This is a genomic window from Streptomyces sp. KM273126 (assembly GCF_004337435.2).
Taxonomy (GTDB): Bacteria; Actinomycetota; Actinomycetes; order Streptomycetales; family Streptomycetaceae; genus Streptomyces; species Streptomyces acidicola.
In genome coordinates this window covers 2,457,631-2,476,649 of the sequence record NZ_SJXB02000001.1, presented here as the reverse complement: position 1 = coordinate 2,476,649, position 19,019 = coordinate 2,457,631, and the positions used below count along the sequence as shown (strand labels likewise).

The following is a 19,019-nucleotide window of genomic DNA, read 5'->3' as shown; positions in this document are numbered from 1 at the left end:
CGGCGCCATCGTGGCGCCGCACCGAAGCGCCACAGCACATCACTCGTCGGTCTTCACGGCTCTGTCGGCCTTTCATGACGTGGAACAACGGGGTGGGAGCGGACAAACATGGGTTTTGGCATATCCACATCAAGAAGAATGCGGGACAGCAGAAGACAGCGCGCCGGGGCGATCGTGACGTTCCTGGCCCTGTCTTTGGTGGTTCCGACCGGGCTGGCTCCGGTGGCGCAGGCCGCCGACAAGGCACTCGGACGACCGGACGTTCCCGATCAGCGGGTGAGCAAGGTCAAGGAAGTCGACGGGCCCGGTGCGAAGGAAGCACGCGCGCGAGTTGCCAAGGACAAGAAGGCCGATGCCGAACGCGCCCGGCAGGCGCGTGCAGAGCGGAAGGCGGCATGGCCCGAGCAAGGTGACGAGAGCGTCCAACTGGATGCCGGCAAGCGCATACAGGCGGAGCCCGGCGGTCTTCCCGTCAGCATCGCTCCGGCCGGGGGCAAGAACGGTGCCACATCCGGTACCACCGCACGGATCACGGTCCTCGACCAGAAAGCAGCCAGGGCCGCCGGCGTCATCGGTGTGCTGGTGACCGTAGAGGCGGACGAGACAGGGAAGGCCGAACTGAGCATCGACTACAGCGGGTTCGCCTCGGCGGTCGGAGGCGGCTGGGCCTCCCGGCTGCGCCTGGTGCATCTACCCGGCTGTGCCCTGGACACGCCGGAAAAGGCCGCGTGCCGCACCGCCACCCCGGTGAAGTCCGACAACGACCTCGCCGCCCAGACCATTGCGGCCACCGTGCCACTGGCCGCGGCCGGTGACGGCCCTTCGGCTCAGCTGGCCGATGCGGCCACCGCGGAGACAGCGGTGTTCGCCGTGACCGCGGCCGACCCCGGGTCGGGAGAATCCCCCTCGGGCGCCGGCGACTACTCAGCCACCGAACTGTCGGAGTCCTCTTCCTGGGAGGCGGGCGACAACTCCGGTTCCTTCACCTGGAACTATGACCTCAACTTGCCGCCAGCAGCAGCAGGCCCGACGCCGGAACTTTCCCTGTCGTACGACTCGGGAACCGTCGACGGCCGCACCGCCACCACCAACAACCAGGGCAGCGCGGTCGGCGAGGGCTTCAGCCTGACCGAGTCCTACATCGAGCGGTCGTACGGCTCCTGCGACGACGACGGCCACGAGGACGTCTTCGACCACTGCTGGAAGTACGACAACGCCCAGCTGGTCCTGAACGGCAAATCGAGCCGCCTGGTGAAGAAGTCCGGGGACTGGGAGAGCACCTGGAGGCTGGAGAACGACGACGCCTCCACGGTGACCCGCTCCACCGGTGCTGATAACGGTGACGGCAACGGCGAGTACTGGACCGTCATCACCGGCGACGGCACGAAGTACGTCTTCGGTCTCAACAAACTCGACGGCGCCGCCGAGCAGCGCACCAACTCCACCTGGACCGTCCCGGTCTTCGGCGACGACTCCGGTGAGCCCGGCTACAGCAACGGCGACGCCTTCGCCGACCGGTCTGTGACCCAGGCGTGGCGGTGGAACCTCGACTACGTCGAGGACACCCACGGCAACGCCTCGACGTACTGGTACGCCAAGGAGACCAACTACTACAAGAAGAACAAGGCCACCACCGCCAACGCCTCCTACACCCGCGGCGGCTACCTGACAGAGATCAAGTACGGGCTCCGCAAGGGCGCGCTGTTCACCGACAACGCCGACGCCAAGGTCACCTTCATCCACGCAGAACGCTGCACCGCGTCCGACTGTTCGTCGCTGACCGAGGACACGGCCAAGAACTGGCCTGACGTCCCCTTCGACGCCCTCTGTACAGACGGGGACGACGACTGCCTGGCATCAGGCCCCGCGTTCTTCTCCCGCAAGCGCCTGACCGGAATCGACACCCTCTCGTGGAACGCCGCCACCAGTGCCTACGACCCGGTGGACTCCTGGGCGCTCACCCAGAAATACGAGGATGGTGGGGACATCGGTGACACCTCCGATCACGTCCTGACCCTGCAGTCGATCAAGCGGACCGCCAAAGCCGGCGACACCGCCGTCGCCCTCAACCCGGTCTCCTTCACCTACCAGTGGCGGGAGAACCGGGTCGACGGCACCGACGACATCCTGCCTCTGACGCGCCCTCGTATCTCCAAGGTCGTTTCGGAGACCGGTTCGATCACCGAAGTGACCCTGTCCTCGCCCGAGTGCGTGCGCAGTGAAGTCACGGGCGCGGCCGAGGACACCAACACCCGCTCCTGCTACCCGAAGTACTGGAACATCAACGGCGCCAGCGAGGCGTCGGTGGACTGGTTCCACAAGTACCGGGTCGAGGCCGTCGTCGTCTCCGACCCGGCCGGTCACAACGATGCGGTCGAGTACGCCTACGACTACAGCGGCGCCGCCTGGCACCACAGCGACGACGCCTTCACCCCGAAGGCCGAGCGCACCTGGTCCGACTGGCGCGGCTACCGCGAGGTAACCGTCCACACAGGAGCCACGAGCACCACCCGTTCCAAGACCGTTTCGCTCTACATGCAGGGCATGGACGGTGACAAGAAGAAGGACGGCAGCACGCGCTCGGTCACCCTCAGCCCACTGGCTTCCCCGTCGGTCGGGGTCGCAGCCATCACCGACAGCGACCAGTACGCGGGCACGCGCCGCGAGCACGTCACCTACAACGGCTCGACGCCGATCACTGTCGAGGTCACCGACCCCTGGTCCAGAGAGACGGCCCGCCAGAGCGCACCCGACGCCGCCGACCACGTGGCCCGCTACGTCCGTACAGCCAAGACCACCACCCACCAGTATCTGACCGCCACGCAGACCTGGCGCGCCCGCGCGATCACCACGACGTACGACGACTACGGCATGCCGGTCACCGTCGACGACTCCGGTGAGGCAGGCAAGGGAGGCGACCAGACCTGCACCCGCACCTGGTACGCCCGCAACGACGCGGCCGGCATCAACGACCTCGTCTCCCGCACCCGTGCGATCGGGCAGTCCTGCTCCGTGGCCGACACCAGCCTGAGCCTTCCGGCGACCTCAGAGACCCGCGGCGACGTCCTGTCCGACACCGCCACCGTCTACGACAACCCCTCCGCCACCACCTGGTCCGCTTCCCAGACACCCACCAAGGGAGCGGCCACCTGGACCGGCCGCGCCACCGGATACAGCGCCACGGCGGGCTCGGACGGGCTGCGCCCGGCCGCAGGCTGGCAGACGACCACGACCACCACGTACGACACCCTCGGCCGCCCCTCCAACGTCACCGACGCCGACGGCAACACCACCAACACCGCCTACACCCCCGTCTCAGCAGGCCCTCTGACCAAGACGATCATCACCAATCCCCTGGGCCACAAGGTCACCAGCTTCCTGGACCACCGGCATGGCCAGGAACTGCGCGTGTACGACGCCAACCTGAAAAAGACCGAGTCCACCTACGACGCTCTCGGTCGGCTGACCGCGGTCTGGCAGCCCAACCGCAACAAGGCCGCCGGTTACAGCGCGAACACCACCTACGCCTACCGGATCAACAGCACCGAGCCGTCATGGGTCTCCACCTCGACCCTCAAGAAAGACGGCGAGACCTACAACACCACCTACGAGTTCTACGACTCAATGATGCGCCCGCTACAGACCCAGACCCCCACCCCGCTCGGCGGCCGGGTGCTCACCGACACCCGCTACGACACCCGCGGCCTGGCCTACGAGAAGTACGAGGACATCTTCGACAGCGCAGCGACACCGAACGGCACCTACACACGCGAGGAGTACGGCGAGGCGCCCCGGCAGACCGAGACGGTCTACGACGGCGCGGAGCGGCCGACCACCAGCACCCTGTACGTGTACGGGGTGAAGAAGTGGTCGACCACCACCAGCTACACGGGTGACTCCACCGCCACCACCGCCCTCACGGGCGGCTCCGCCACCCGCGCGATCACCGACGCCCGCGGCCGCACGGTGGAAACCCGCGAGTACTCGGGCACAAGCCCGGCCGACCCCCAGTTCGGCGGCGGCTCGGGCACCGCCTCGTACACCGCCACCGAATTCCAGTACACGCTCGACGACCAGCAGTCCCGGGTCACCGCCCCCGACGCCACCAAGTGGGTATACGGATACGACCTGTTCGGCCGCAAGACCAGCGCGGACGACCCGGACAAGGGCCTGACCGAGCTGGAGTACGACAAGCTGGACCGGCTTACCAAGACCACCGACTCCCGCGGCCGGAGCATCCTCACCGGCTACGACGCACTCGGCCGCACGACCGGAGCCTGGTCCGGTTCGAAGACCGACGCCAACCAGCTGACCGCCTTCACCTACGACGGCCTCCTCAAGGGACAGCCCGACGCGAGCACCCGCTACATCGGAGGGAAAACCGGCAAGGCGTACACCGAGACCGTCACCGCCTACGACAGCCTGTCCCGGCCCACGACAACCGAACTGACCCTACCCGACTCCGACCCACTCGCTTCTGTGGGCGCAGCCACCCTTCAGTTCGAAAGCAACTACAACATCGACGGCACCCTCCAGAGCGCCAAGGAGCCGGCGCTCGGCGGCCTCCCCTCGGAGATCGTCGACTACGGATACACCGGCACCGGCCAGATCACCTCCGTCGGCGGCAGCACCGGCTATCTCCTCGACGTCGACTACTCCGCCCTGGGCGAGGCTCGGCAGCTCGTCCTCGGCACCGCGAACACCGAGGAGCACAAGAAGGCGTACGTCACCAACACCTGGGAGGAGGGCACCGGACGGCTCCTGGGCAGCCACGTCACGGACCAGACCCATGCGTACAAGCTGCAGAACCTCGTCTACACCTATGACCAGACGGGTAACGTCACCTCCATCGCCGATACCAGCACCCTCGGCGGCACCGCCGCGGCGGAGACCCAGTGCTTCGCCTACGACGGCCACCGACGCCTGACCGAGGCATGGACACCGTCCTCGCAAAAGTGCGCTGACGCCCGCAGTGCAAGCAGCCTGGGCGGGAAGGCGCCGTACTGGACCAGCTACACCTACAACGACGCCGGCCAGCGCACCACGGAGACCAAGCACACCGCCACCGACAACACCACCACGACCTATTGCTATGAGAAGTCGGACCAGCCGCATGCCCTGACCGGTACCAGCACCGACGAGAACTGCACCGCCCCGGAACACGCCTACGAGTCGGACAGCGCCGGCAACACCACAAGCCGTCCTGACGGCACCGCCACCCAGGCTCTCGAATGGTCCGACGAGGGCAGACTGAATACCCTTACCGAGAACAGCAGTACGACGGACTACCTGTACGGAGCCGACGGCACCCTCCTGATCCGCGCCACGGCGGGCGGAGAGCGCGTGCTGTACGCGGGGGCGACCGAACTGCATCTGCGCGCCGACGGCACCACCTGGGCCCAACGCCACTACAGCTCCGGCGACCTGACCGTCGCCGTCCGATCCAACGAAAGCCGCAGCAGCGAACTCAGCTACCTGGTCACCGACCCGCACGGCACCGCTGACCTGGCCATCGACGCCACGGACCAGGCATTCTCCCGGCGTTACATGACCCCCTTCGGCGCAGCGAGGGGTAGCACCACCGGGACCGTGTGGCCCGACGACAAGGGCTTCCTCGGCAAGACCACCGACACCGCCACAGGTCTCACCCACATCGGTGCCCGCCAGTACGACCCCGAGATCGGCCAGTTCATCAGCGTCGACCCACTCCTGCAGACCGGCGTGGGTCAGACCCTCAACGGCTACAGCTACGCCGTCCAGAACCCGGCAACCGTCGCCGACCCCTCCGGCCTCGGCGTCCCCGAATGCAACGAGCCGCAGAAGTACGGCATCACCTGCCGGGGCGGCATTCCGGTCAGCAGCAAGAAGAAGGCGAGCAGCAGCGAGGGGCCGGTCCGAGCCTGCCGCTGCGGCACACGTCCGCCGCTCGTCAAGGGCATGAAGCCCACCGGACTCGGAGGCACCCCGGGCCGCCGCAACCTCACCCTGCCCTCAACACCGGCACCGAAGGGCTGGCTCAAGACCATCCCGCCGCCGCCCAATCCCGGTCCCGAGCCCAAGAAGGACGACGGATTCTGGGGAAGTATCAAGAACACGGTGAAGAAGGGAATCGGCGCAGCCCACGATTTCATGCAGGACAACAGCAAAGCCCTGGGCTGGGTCGGCGTCGGACTTGGCGTTGCTTCGATGTTCACCCCATTGGGCTGGGTTGCTACCGCGGCTATGGTCGGTGGATTCGTACTGGGCGCGGCCACCACCGCAGACGCATGCTTCTCCAAGCAGTGGGGGAGCTGCGCGATGGGTGCAGCGAGCCTGGGCATGGCTGGAGCGGCCCTTGGGGCCAGTCGGGTCGCGACCTCAGCGCTACGAGAGGCAGCAGGAGCTGGCATCGTTACACGGACGGTCCTCAAGGGGGGTGCGATCGTGTCGCGGGCCACTGCTGGTGTCGCCAACGTGAGTTCTGTCGGTTTCGCGACCATCGGAACCACCACGGGAGGAAATCTGGGCGACTCCGGCCGCTGGGAGGATGATTAGCTCATGGTGGAGTCCGGTCGGCGTCCCTCTGTGGAAGCGCTCGACGAGTCGAAGCGGCTGCCGCTGCTGGTCAGGTGGCGCTTGCGGAAGGAACAGCACAGGAGGCGAACAGGGGTTCTACTGTATGCCGAAATCAGGGAGCCACTACGAAGCCTGACGTACAAGGCGGGTGTCGTGTCTCTCTGGGAGAACGGCGTTGAGCTCTGCTCCCGCAGTCGCGACACCAAGATGCCCAAATTCGTCGAGCTGCCGCCCGGCGCGCACACATTCGAGTTCAAGGTGATACGCGTGAGGGCAGGGAAGAGCTCCTCATTTCAAAAAGTCGTAGACCTGGACGAAGGCGAGATCCTGGTCGCGGTGTGTGATCCCGTCCAATCGAACGTCTTCTACAGGCGAAGCCCGGACGCGGATACCTGGGTAGTCGGAGTCCTTACACCATAGGATTGACGGAGGATCGCGCGGACAGCTCAAAACGGTAACCGTTCAGGCCCTTCGTGAGTGGGGCCTGAACGGTTGATCCGTTCGTCACAGGCTCCGGGCTCAACCCGGTCATCGGGAGTGTCTAATCAACGGCGGATCTGATGATCAAGGAGATGCGTCTGATGACGGAGACCGCCGTGGAGAACGAGCAGGCCGAGCAGGTGGTTCAGACACCGTCGAGTGCAGTGTCGGACGAGCAGCTCGTTGCGATGCTCGTTGACCGTGCCCGCGATGAGGGACTGCAACTGACCGGCGAAGGCGGGCTGTTGCAACAGCTCACCAAGCGGGTGCTCGAGTCCGCCCTGGAGGGCGAGATCACCGACCACGTCGGCTACGAGAAGCACGATCCGGCCGAGAGAACAACGGCAACAGCCGCAACGGGACCCGGGCGAAGACCGTGCTGACCGATGTCGGCCTGGTGGAGGTGAAGGTGCCGCGCGATACCGCCGGCAGCTTCGAGTCGCAGATCGTCAAGAAGCGGCAACGGCGTCTGACCGGTGTCGACGAGATGGTGCTCTCCTTGTCCGCGAAGGGTCTCACTCACGGAGAGATCTCCGCTCATCTCGCCGAGGTCTACGGGGCGGAGGTGTCCAAGCAGACCATCTCGACCATCACCGACAAGGTCATGGACGGCATGGCCGAATGGCAGAACCGGCCGCTCGATCGCGTCTACCCCGTTCTGTTCGTCGACGCCATCAACGTGAAGATCAGGGATGGGAAGGTCGCGAACCGTCCGATATACGTGGTGATGGCGGTGACCGTGGACGGCACTCGCGACATCCTCGGTATCTGGGCCGGCGACGGCGGCGAGGGCGCCAAGTACTGGCTGCATGTGTTCACCGAGTTGAAGAACCGCGGCCTGGACGACGTGCTGATGCTGGTCTGCGACGGGCTCAAGGGTCTGCCCGAGGCCGTGGAGGCGGTCTGGCCCCGCACGATTGTCCAGACGTGCGTGGTTCATCTTCTGCGCAACTCGTTCCGTTACGCGGCCCGCCAGGACTGGGACAAGGTCGCCAAGGCGCTCAAGCCCGTCTATACAGCCCCGAGCGAGGACGCGGCGACGGAGCGGTTCCTGGAGTTCCAGGACTCCTGGGGGACGAAGTATCCGGCGATCGTGAAGCTGTGGTCCGACGCCTGGGCCGAGTTCGTACCCTTCCTCTCCTACGACGTCAAGATCCGCAAGGTCATCTGCAGCACGAACGCGATCGAGAGCGTCAACGCCCGCATCCGCAGGGCCGTCCGCGCCCGCGGTCACTTCCCCAACGAAGCCGCCGCTCTGAAGTGCATCTACATGGCGCTGATGAGCCTGGACCCGACCGGCAAGGGCCGCAAGAGGTGGACCATGCGCTGGAAGGCGCCCCTGAACGCCTTCCAGATCGCTTTCGAAGGCCGCCTGACCCCGAGCGACAACTGACACCTCAACAACCAAGATCAGCCGTTAAGTTGACACACCCCGGTGCGGGAGGTGCGACTCTTTGACTGAGGATGAGTGGCTGCGCCGCGTAGAGGATCAGCTCCCCGACCGGGACGAGGAGTGGGTCGACGATCTGCTCCGCATCTTCGGGTCGTGAACGAACGAAGCCGGGCCCCCACCGCAACGGGGCCCGGCTTCCGCCTGTCACCTGAGCACCGGCTCGATGTCCGCCGGATCGAAGATCGGCCCGTTGGACGCGGGCTTGATGATGACCGCGCGGAAGACCTTGAGGACCGCGGCGCGTTGCTGTTCGATCGCCAGGTTCTCCCACCGGCCCCGTATGTCGATGGGGCCCGCCGCGAAGGTCGCGGCCTCGGCCCGGTGCAGGCCTCGCTCCCGGTGCAGTTCCGCGATCTGCCGCTCCAGATCCTCGGTGAGCGCGATGTAGCGGGCTGCCGACATGCGCTTCTCCTGCCACGCCTGCTTGAACTCGGCCATATCCCGTTCCAGGGAGGCCAGTTGCTCCTCCTTGGTCCACTCCGGCGCACGTTCGCGGACGTTCGCCAGCGCCTTGTCCGAGCTGAGGAACACGGCGTTCCTGATGAGACGGTCGACCGGTTCGCCGGCCCTGGCCACTCCCCCGCATCCACCGTCGTTCTTCCCGGGGCACGCGTACTTGAACTGCGATGACGTCTTCGACTTCCGGTACGACGGGAAGGCCCGCATCTTCATGCCGCACCGCCCGCACCGGGCGATGCCGGAGAGCAGGTACTTGGTGGCGTTGTCCCGTGGGACACGCCCCTCCGACTCCCGCTTGACCTTCTCCGTCAGCAGGTACCAGTCGTCGGGAGTGATGATCGGCTCCCAATCGCCGACGACGGGAGCACCGCTCTCGTCCAGGAACAGCTCGCCCTGGTGCATCCGGTAGCCGCAGATCCGCGGGTTCATCAGCATCCGCTTGATCTTGGAGTCGTCGAAGACGCCGCCGCTGTGCGACCTGACCCCCTTGTCCCGCCAGTCACGCGCGATCGAGGCCCAGCGGACGCCGCCCAGGAAGTCCTTCACCGCCTTGCGGAGGTTCTCCGCCTCTTCCGGCACCAACGTCCGCCGGTCCTCGCGGTTCCATCCGTACGGCGCCCGGCCGCCGGGGAGCTTGCCCTGCGTCGCCAGTTCCAGGTGCTTGCGCTTCGTACGCCGTGAGGTGTCCGCCGAGGACTTGTTGGCGATGGTGACCTTGATCCGGGCGATGAACCGGCCGTTTTCCGTGGACAGATCGATGTCCGACGCCGATACGGAGTCGAAGACGAGGTGGCGCTTCCGGCGCTCGGCATCCTCGTACTCGTCGATCCATGCCTCCAGTTCACGCGGCTGCCGCGTGAAGCGGTCGATGTCCCAGGCGACGACCCCGTCGATCCGCCCGGCCTTCAGGTCTTCCAGCATCTGCCGGAACTCGGGTCGCACCGTCTTGCGCTTGTACGCGGAGAGGTCGTTGTCCTCGTAGACCTTGGCGACCTCCCATCCCCGGGCAGCGCAGTGCAGTCGGCAGTCCTCTTCCTGCCGTGCGACGCCCAGTCCCTCGGCCTCGTCGTCCTTGCTGATCCGGGTGTAGATGCCCACCTGAAGGGCCCCGGAGGACCCCCGTCGTGCCGCCATGCGCCGGATCGTCGCACATCTCGATCGATTACATCAAGCGCCATTCTCATATCCCCCCGATCCACGGCCGATATTCCATGGAGGCTTCCCGGGCGCCCATCCCCAAGTGGCAGACTGCTTACATGACGACGCACAAGAATCTGCTCGGCGGCCCGGACCCGACCTACCTGCCGGAGAACGAAGAGGCGTACCGCCTGCTGGGCGAGGAGTCCCTGTCACCGGCCGAGGTCGCGGCGAAGCACCCCACGTTCTCGCTCGCCTGGGCCATGCTCGCGGACGACGCCTTCGAGGCGGGGCGAGTGATCGAGTCGTACGCCTACGCACGCACCGGCTATCACCGCGGCCTGGACTCACTGCGTCGCGCCGGTTGGAAGGGGCACGGCCCCATCCCTTGGGGCCACCGGGCCAATCGCGGGTTCCTGCGCTGCCTCGCAGCCCTCGCCCGCGCCGCCGGCGAGATCGACGAGAAGGACGAGACGGAGCGTTGCTGGCAGTTCCTCAAGGACAGCAGCGCCGAGGCGTACACAGAACTGAAGCGGTAGTCACCGCAGTTGAAACGTCTGTGCCGCCGCCACTCAGGCAGCGGCGGCGGCACAGAATGCAAAAACAACCCGATTACATGTAGCACCCTTTGTTTTTCGCCCCCGCCGCCCCTACCCGTCCCATCCTTCCCTGGGGCTGCCGCCCCCAGACCCCCGCATCGGCCTGAACGGCCTCGTCCTCAAACGCCGGACGGGCTGGGTGGTGCCTGGCCTCGGCCGCACAATCCAGCCCCTCCGGCGTTTGAGGAGCGGGGGTTCGGAGGCCGGCCCCCGAACGGGGTCGAAGGGGCGGAGCCCCTGGCGATGGGACGGGTAGGGGCGGCGGGGGCGGATCACTTGCGCGGCGAGGCCGCGCCCTCCGCGCCCCCCTCCAGCGGCGGAGCCGTCAGGCAGCAGTGGGTGTGGCGCTCGGGATGGCGGCACTCCGGCACGGGCCGCCGCACCGTCGTGAAGGCGACGACCGCGCCCACCACGAGGACGCCCGCGCACAGCGGCATCGCCCGCTGGAAGGCGGCGCCGAAGGCGTGCGCCGAGCGGTAGGCCTCCGAGCTCATCCCGGTGAGCAGGGGCAACGCGGCCACGGCGATGAGGCTGGCCGCGCGGGCCGCCGCGTTGTTGACGCCGCTGGCGATCCCCGCGTGCTCGGTGTCGACGGAGGCCAGGACCGTGGCCGTGAGCGGCGCGACCAGGGTGACCATGCCGAGGCCCAGGACCAGCAGCGCGGGCAGAACGTCCGTGACGTACGAGGCGTGCGGCCCCACCCGCAGCATCAGCAGCATGCCCGCCGCGCACACCAGCGGTCCGACCGTGAGCGGGATGCGCGGGCCGATCCGTTCGCCCAGCTCGCCCGAGCGCGCCGACAGCAGGAGCATCAGCACGGTCACCGGCAGCAGGGCCGTACCGGCGCCGAGGGCCGAGTAGCCCGACACCACCTGGAGCTGGACCGCCGCCAGGAAGAAGAAGCCGCCGAAGGCCGCGTACACGCACAGGGTGACCAGGTTGACCGAGGTGAACTGCCGGGAGGAGAACATCTCCAACGGCATCATCGGGTCCCGACGCCGGCGCTCGACGTACACGAAGGCCACCCCGGCCGCCAGCCCCGCCACCGCCGTCACGGTCACCAGCGCCGTGCTCAGCTGCCCGGCCTCGATCAGCGCGTACGTCACCAGGGCCAGGCACAGGGCGCCGAGAGCCGCGCCGACGACGTCGAAGCGGCCGTGGGCCCGCGGGTCCGCGGACTCCGGTACGTGACGGACGGCGACCGGTACGCACAGGACCGCGAGCGGGACGTTCAGCAGGAACACCCAGCGCCAGCCCGGCCCGTCCACCAGCCAGCCGCCCAGGAACGGACCGACCGCCGCGCCGATCCCGCCGAAGCCGGACCACAGGCCCACGGCCCGCCCACGGTCGTCGGGGTGGAAGGAGGCCTGGATCAGGGCGAGCGAGCCGGGGGTGAGGAGGGCGCCGCCGATGCCCTGGAGGGCGCGGGCCACGATGAGCACACCCGCGCTGGGGGCGATCCCGCACAGCAGCGACGCGGCCGCGAACCACACCACGCCCAGCACGAAGATCCGCCGCCGCCCGAACCGGTCGCCCAGGGCACCGCCGAGGAGGATGAGCCCGGCCAGCGTCACCATGTACGCGTTGAGCGTCCACTGCAGAGCGGCCAGGTCGGCGTTCAGGTCGCGCCCGATCCACGGCAGCGCGACGTTGACCACGGTCGAGTCCAGCATCGCCATGCTGGAGCCGAGCACCGTGGTCAGCAGGATCCACTTCCCCCGCGGGGAGGCGAGCCTGACAGCCGTGTTCTCGCTGTTCTCGCTCGACGGCGCTGCCATGCTTCGGAGCATACGGAAGGGCCCGGCACCACAGCAGGTGCCGGGCCCGACCGAAGCAGACCGAATCGGACCGAATCAGCCGATCCGCTTACTTGATCTTCGTGCCCGTCGAGCGCAGGTGCTGGCAGGCCTCGAGGACGCGCTTGGCCATCGACGCCTCGGCGACCTTGCCCCAGGTGCGCGGGTCGTACGTCTTCTTCGAGCCGACCTCGCCGTCGACCTTCAGGACGCCGTCGTAGTTCTTGAACATGTGGTCGGCGACCGGGCGCGTGAAGGCGTACTGCGTGTCCGTGTCGATGTTCATCTTGACGACGCCGTTCTCCAGCGCGGTCTGGATCTCCTGCTCGGAGGAGCCGGAGCCGCCGTGGAAGACGAAGTCGAACGGCGACTCCTTGCCGAACCGGGCGGCGACGCCCTCGTTCAGCTCCTTCAGCAGCTCGGGACGCAGGACGACGTTGCCCGGCTTGTAGACGCCGTGGACGTTGCCGAAGGAGGCGGCCAGCAGGTAGCGCCCCTTCTCCCCGAGACCGAGGGCCTCGGCCGTGCGGATGGCGTCGTCGACGGTCGTGTAGAGGGAGTCGTTGATCTCGTGCGAGACGCCGTCCTCCTCGCCGCCCGTCGGAGTGATCTCGACCTCAAGGATGATCTTCGCGGCGGCGGCGCGGGCGAGCAGCTCCTGCCCGATCGCCAGGTTGTCGGCCAGGGTCTCGGCAGAGCCGTCCCACATGTGCGACTGGAAGAGGGGGTTCTCGCCGCGGGCGACCCGCTCCTCCGACACCGCGAGCAGCGGCCGCACATACCCGTCGAGCTTGTCCTTCGGGCAGTGGTCCGTGTGCAGGGCGACGGTGATGTCGTACTTCTTGGCGACGATGTGCGCGAACTCGGCCAGGGCCACGGCTCCGGTGACCATGTCCTTGTTGTGCTGGCCGCCGAGGAACTCCGCACCACCCGTGGAGATCTGGATGATGCCGTCGCTCTCCGCCTCCGCGAAGCCGCGCAGCGCCGCGTGCAGGGTCTGGGAAGAGGTCACGTTGATGGCCGGGTAGGCGAACCTGCCTGCCTTCGCCCGGTCGAGCATCTCGTTGTAGACCTCGGGGGTTGCGATGGGCATCTGTCCGCTCCTCTATGTGCGGGTCGCGTACTGCTTGTCCAGCTGTACGGCTCTTCTGCTGCTTACGGCCCTGACCTAGACCTGGGGATGCGACGTCGTCGTCCCATCTTTCCAGACTTGGCCGGATGCTCCGGCCAAGGTGTCCCGATGTGTTCTCCGCCCTCGGCGCCCGCCGTCCGCGACGCCTTTCAGCCAGTCCAGTCAGTTCAGTCAGTCCAGTTTCAGTCCAGGCCCAACTCGTCCTTGGAGTAGGCGAAGAGGTACGGAACCCCGGCGCCCTCCTGGATCTTCTCGGCGGCGCCGGTGGCCCGGTCGACGATGGTCGCCACGGCCACGACCTCGGCGCCCGCCTCGCGCACGGCCTCGACGGCGGTGAGCGGGGAGCCGCCGGTGGTGGACGTGTCCTCGACGACGAGCACCCGCCGCCCCGCGATCTCGGGCCCTTCGACCTGCCTCTGCAGCCCGTGCGCCTTGGCCGCCTTGCGCACGACGAAGGCGTCGAGCCGCCGACCGCGTGCCGCGGCGGCGTGCAGCATGGACGCGGCCACGGGGTCGGCGCCCATGGTGAGCCCGCCGACCGCGTCGAAGTCGAGACCGGCGGTCAGGTCGAGCAGCACCTCGCCCACGAGCGGTGCGGCCTCGCCGTCCAGGGTGACGCGGCGCAGGTCCACGTAGTAGTCGGCCTCAAGACCCGACGACAGGGTCACCTTGCCGTGCACGACGGCCTTGTCCTTGATCTGCTGCAGCAGCGTGCCGCGTGTGCCGTGCGGCATTGCTTCGTCGACCTCACTCATGCGGCTCAGCTTACGAGCCGTCTCACAGCCGCCGCCAAGTCCAGGTGGCGGAGGCTTCGAGGGGCTCGATGGGGGTGACCAGGCGCGGGAGGGTGTTCAGGCCGTTGGGCGGGCCCGTCTGCGGCTCCACGCACACGGCCTCCGGCTGTTCGTCGTAGACCACGACCCACTCCTCACGGCTGGCGACCTTCAGCTCCAGCTGTCCGGGCCAGGTGAGGGTGACGTCGACGCCGCCGGGCATGCCGAAGCAGTCGTCCCAGGGGCCGGGCCCGGGGTCGATGCGGTTGCCGGTGGGGAGGTGGTCGTCGCCGCGCTCCTCCTGCCAGGCGGCCGTGAAGTCGAGCCGTACGTCCTGTCCGCCGCCGCCCAGGTTCCGGTTGAACCAGGGGTGCCAGCCGATCTGCGCCGGGAAGGACGAGTCGTACGTCTCCACGGACATCGTGAGGGTGAAGGCGTCCTCGGTGAGGGCGAAGGCCTGGGTGACGCGGCCGGTGTAGGGCCAGGGTTCCACCAGGTCGTACGTGATGACGGCCTCGTCCCCGGTCGCGCGGGCGATGTGCCAGGCGCCGTCGCGGGCGGTGCCGTGGATGGCGTGTGGCGGGGCGTTGAGCGGCATCTGATGGACGGCGCCCCCGCTCAGGAACCGGCCGTTCCTCGTCCGGCCGCACCACGGGACCATCGGGAAGCAGCCGAACCGCTCGCCCTGCCGGAGCAGTTCGGTCCCGCCGATCCGCAGCCCGCGCACCCTCCCGCCATTGCCCGGCGCCAGGACAACCTCCGCGTCACCCGCGGCCAACGTGATGTGTTCGTTACTCACGGCACGACCCTAAGGGGTGCTCGCGGCTCTGGGAACGCAGCCCCTCCGGCGTTCGGGGAGGAGGGGTTTCGAGGAGGAGGGGTTCGAGGAGGAGTTCAGCGGCGTCTGCGGAGGGCCCGCGCCACGACGATGGCCGAGGCGAGAGCGAGCGCCGCGGCCGGCGCGGCCCAGCGGAGCGTGGGGCCGGTCACGACGGACTCGGGCACCGGCACGGGAGCGTAGCGGCCACGCGGCGGCGCGTGGTCCACCTCCTCCGCACTGCGACCGATCATCGTGCGCCGCGCGTGCGCGGCCTCGGCCGGGGGCTCCTCCTCCTCGGCGAAGGTCCCGGCCATCACGTCCTCCTCGGGCTCCTCGGGCTCCTTGGGCTCCTCGGGCTCCTTGGGCTCCTTGGGCTCCTTGGGCTCCTTGGGCTCCTTGGGCTCCTTGGGCGCGAGAGCGTCCTCCACGAGGGGCTCCTGCCCAGGCTTCTCCTCGGGCTCCTGCTCACGCCCGGCCGGGGCGGGCGGCGTCGACTCCCCGGTGGGCGGTGTCGGCTGCTCCCCCGTGGGCGGCGTCGGCTCTCCCGCGGGCTCCCCCAGTCTCTCCGCGAAGCGGGTCAGGAGGCGGGTGGCCGCGGTGGTCACCGCGTCGTCAGGCAGTTCGGCGATGCGGCCGTCGGCCGTCGCCGTGCCGCCGAAGGCGACCGTCGTGCCGCCCTCCGCCGGAGCGAGCCGTACCGAGAGGGCCAGCTTCACCGAGCCGCTGCCCCGGGCCTCCGTGGCGTCGCCCTCGATCGCGTAGGAGCCGTCGTCCTGCACGGCGACACGGAGCGCACCGCGGTAGGTGATGGTGTGGCCGGCGACGCGTACCTTCAGGCGTCCGGCCACCGGTGCCGTACCCGCGTCCTGCTGGAGACCGGGCACCGCCCGGGCCACCCGTTCCGGGTCGGACAGGGCCGCCCTGAGCTGCTCGACGGGAACCGGAACGAACACCTCATGCTCCATGTCAGCCGAGCCTACCCACGGGCCGCCCGGTCGCACCCGTACATCCGCGTTTTCCTTCCTGCGGGCGTCGGCACGAGCGTCGGCACGGGCGTCGACGAGGGCGCCGGTGGGGGGCGTCTGCGCGGGTCTCAGTCCACGTACCGCGGGTGCACCAGCGTCGACGGCGGCAGACCCTCGATGCGGGTGGCGTCGGCTCGTCGCTCGGCCGCCGTGAGGGTCGCGGCGGTGAAGCGCCCCGTATGGGTGAGGGGACCCGGAGCGGTCGTCGACGCGGGCGCGGACCGGGGGGCCGTGGCCGACGCCGAGGCCAGGACGAAGCCCCAGTCGCGCGGGCCCCGGGAGGCGCCCGACGTACGGTCCGGTCCCGCCGCGAAGGACGGGGCGCGGCCGTCCACGCAATAGGGCGTCGTCTGCAGCCCGGCCGCCCGTACCGTCGCGTCGACCGTCCAGAAGACGCGGGGCCGGGAGGCCACCGGCCCCGTGTGCACCACCAGGCGCCCGCCGTCCGCGAGGACCTTGCGGGCGAGGCCGTAGAACTCCTGCGAGTACAGCTTCGTGCTGGCCGTGATGCCCGGGTCGGGCAGGTCCGCGATCACGACGTCGTAGGCCGCCGGGCGGGCCTGCCGCAGCCAGGCGAAGGCGTCGGCCGTGAGGACGTGCACGCGTGGGTCGTCGTAGGCGTGGCCGTTGAGGGAGGACAGGGCGGGGTCGGTGCGCGCCAGACGGACCACGCCCGCGTCGGGTTCGACGACGTCCACCCGGCGCACGCCCGGGTGGCGCAGCACCTCACGCGCTGTGAGGCCCTCGCCGCCGCCGAGGACGAGGACGCGTGCGTGGGGGCCGTTCATCGCGGGGTGGACGAGGGCCTCGTGGTAGCGGCGCTCGTCGCGGCCGCTGAACCGCAGGCGGCCGTCGAGGAAGAGGTCGAGCGGGTGGCCGTGGGTGCCGCCGGTGAGGACCACCTCCTGCACGCCGGTGTGCAGCGCGACCCGTACGTCCTTGCCGTAGAGCGCCTGCCGCGCGGCACGTTCGAAGTCGTGGACCAGCACGGCGGCGGTGGCGAGCAGTCCGAGGACGACGGCGTTCGCGAGGAGCAGGAGCCAGCGGCTGCGGCGGCTCAGGTCGCCGCGGAACAGGCCGAGTACGAGGGCGCCGCCGGCGACCGCGTTCACCGCGCCGGTGAGCACCGCGCTGGACAGCTGGCCCAGCCAGGGGAGCAGGAGGAAGGGGAACGCCAGGCCGCCGACGAGTGCGCCCACGTAGTCCGCGGCGAAGAGGTCCGCGACCGCGCCGCCCGCGTCCTGGCGGCGGATGCGCTGGATCAGCTCCATGAGCAGGGGGACTTCGGCGCCGATGAGCAGGCCGATGGCGAGGGAGAAGGCGACGAGGAGGTGGCGTGGGCCGTCCGTCCACAGCCCGCCCCAGTCACCGGTCCAGGCGAACACCGCGTACACCGCCATGGCGCTGCAGCCGCCGGTCAGGGCGAGGGCCGCCTCGATGGCACCGAAGCCGGCCGCGGCGAGCCGGCGGAGCCGTTTCGCCGCGAGGGAGCCGATGCCCATCGCGAAGACCATCACGGAGACGACGACGGAGGCCTGGGTGACCGAGTCGCCGGTCAAGTACGAGGCGAGGGCGACGAGTTCGAGTTCGTACACGAGTCCGCAGGCCGCGCAGACGAAAACGCACGCCAGGACCAGGAGCCGGCCCGTACCCGTGCGGACCGGCAGCGGTGCCTGACCGCCGTGGCCGCGCCGGGGCGGTGGGGCGCCGGGGGTGCGGGGGCGTGCGGTTCGATCACGCTAGGGAACGCTACGTCACACCTGCGGTGCGCTTTGTCACCCACACGTGTGGAAGTCCCACTGTGTGGGGCACCCGGAGTTTGTGAGGCCGACCCTGGGGGCTGCCGCCCCCGGACGCCCGCTTCGGCCTGACCAGACTCCCGCTTCGGCCTGAACGGCCTCGCCTTCACGCGCCGGACAGGCTGTTGGTTGCCGTACGGGGCTCAGGATGTGCTGGCGTCGGCACCCGCACCCCCACCCTCGTCCGCGTCGCCACCAGTTGGCCGTCCTGTGGGTAGGCGTGCCATGTACGCCAGTGGACCTGTCCTTCGTGCCGCTGGGCGAGCATCGCGGTGAACGCGTGCGGGCTGCCGGGGAAGACGCCGGCGAGGCCGTGGGGGTGGTCGGAGACAAGAGCGAGTAACTCCTGGGCGCGGCCGGCGAAGGAGCCGGGCGAGAGGACCTCCACGCGGGCCGCGAACTCGTACTCCCAGTCGTCGACCCGCTTGGCCACGCCGAGGGGTAAGGGCGCGCTGGAGCCCGCGATGCACGCGACCGTCTCCGAACAGCCGCCCCGCTCCTCCTCCAGGAGCACCTGGTGGGATGCGCCGAGGAGTCTCAACTGGAGCTTGGCCCCGGTGAGTTCCACGTCGAGGGTGGCGAGCGCGGGCAGTGGCTCACGCCCCAGGGCCCAGGCCAGGTCGGCCGCTCGGGTGTCGGTGTAGGAGGTGTTCAGGGTCGTGAGCATCGGTCAGCTCCGCAAGCACGCAAAGAGAGGAGTGGGGAACGGAGTGGGGGGTTCCGGCGCGCCCCGGCCGGCACCGGGAGACGGGCCCGGTCAGCCGGATCGGATCAGTCAGATCAGGTGAGGACGCCCACGCCGTTTGTCCGATTCGATCCGATCAGCCCGGTCAGGCCTGTCGGGTGAGGACGTCCGGGGGCTGCGTTGGTGATTTATAGGGAATCATGAACTGTGCCGCTACCACCGCGACTTTACCCAATTTTGTAGGGTTTCCACCCCCGCGAGGGCTGCCCAGTTCATCTGTTCAACCCGGCGTACGCCCACCGCGCC

At 68.9% G+C, this 19,019-nt stretch carries 10 protein-coding genes and 2 pseudogenes; 4 read left to right on the top strand and 8 right to left on the bottom strand.

All coding sequences use genetic code 11. The features are described 5' to 3' along the window. The first annotated feature begins 138 nt into the window (after positions 1-138). The 3 genes and pseudogenes from E0500_RS10610 (at position 139) to E0500_RS10600 (ending at position 8,428) form a co-directional block, all read left to right on the top strand. Positions 139-6,534, top strand: a complete 6,396-nt coding sequence (locus E0500_RS10610; protein ID WP_131563176.1) for an RHS repeat-associated core domain-containing protein — start codon at positions 139-141, stop codon at positions 6,532-6,534. Between the two features lie 3 nt (positions 6,535-6,537). Then, entirely contained in the window at positions 6,538-6,975 is a 438-nt protein-coding gene (locus E0500_RS10605) for a hypothetical protein (protein ID WP_258572730.1), read from the top strand. Positions 6,976-7,223: 248 nt separating this feature from the next. Then, positions 7,224-8,428, top strand: a pseudogene (locus E0500_RS10600) (IS256 family transposase). 204 nt (positions 8,429-8,632) lie between these two features. Here the strand turns inward: E0500_RS10600 and E0500_RS10595 are convergent. Beyond that, entirely contained in the window at positions 8,633-10,081 is a 1,449-nt protein-coding gene (locus tag E0500_RS10595) for a recombinase family protein (protein ID WP_131563177.1), read from the bottom strand. A gap of 122 nt (positions 10,082-10,203) precedes the next feature. Between E0500_RS10595 and E0500_RS10590 the strand changes: the two genes are divergently transcribed. Continuing rightward, on the top strand, positions 10,204-10,623 hold the full coding sequence (locus E0500_RS10590) for a DUF3151 domain-containing protein (RefSeq protein WP_131563178.1): 420 nt from the start codon (positions 10,204-10,206) through the stop codon (positions 10,621-10,623). Positions 10,624-10,955: 332 nt separating this feature from the next. Here E0500_RS10590 and E0500_RS10585 read toward each other — a convergent pair whose 3' ends face one another. The 7 genes and pseudogenes from E0500_RS10585 to E0500_RS10555 all read right to left on the bottom strand — a co-directional run bounded on the left by E0500_RS10585 (position 10,956) and on the right by E0500_RS10555 (position 18,695). Further along, positions 10,956-12,461 (bottom strand): MFS transporter, encoded by a 1,506-nt coding sequence (locus tag E0500_RS10585; protein WP_131563180.1) that lies wholly within the window; start codon positions 12,459-12,461, stop codon positions 10,956-10,958. An 88-nt stretch (positions 12,462-12,549) separates the two neighbouring features. Further along, entirely contained in the window at positions 12,550-13,572 is a 1,023-nt protein-coding gene (gene fbaA, locus E0500_RS10580) for a class II fructose-bisphosphate aldolase (protein WP_131563182.1), read from the bottom strand. 221 nt (positions 13,573-13,793) lie between these two features. Further along, positions 13,794-14,366, bottom strand: a complete 573-nt coding sequence (pyrE, locus tag E0500_RS10575; protein ID WP_131563183.1) for an orotate phosphoribosyltransferase — start codon at positions 14,364-14,366, stop codon at positions 13,794-13,796. 22 nt (positions 14,367-14,388) lie between these two features. Beyond that, the gene (locus E0500_RS10570; protein ID WP_131563184.1) at positions 14,389-15,183 is read right to left on the bottom strand and encodes an aldose 1-epimerase; all 795 of its coding nucleotides are present in this window, start codon (positions 15,181-15,183) and stop codon (positions 14,389-14,391) included. Between the two features lie 95 nt (positions 15,184-15,278). Next, entirely contained in the window at positions 15,279-16,169 is an 891-nt protein-coding gene (locus E0500_RS10565; RefSeq protein ID WP_131563185.1) for an SRPBCC family protein, read from the bottom strand. Between the two features lie 128 nt (positions 16,170-16,297). Continuing rightward, positions 16,298-17,967: pseudogene (locus tag E0500_RS10560) on the bottom strand (polyamine aminopropyltransferase). A 167-nt stretch (positions 17,968-18,134) separates the two neighbouring features. Next, positions 18,135-18,695, bottom strand: a complete 561-nt coding sequence (locus E0500_RS10555) for a DUF2617 family protein (RefSeq protein WP_131563189.1) — start codon at positions 18,693-18,695, stop codon at positions 18,135-18,137. Positions 18,696-19,019 lie beyond the last annotated feature (324 nt).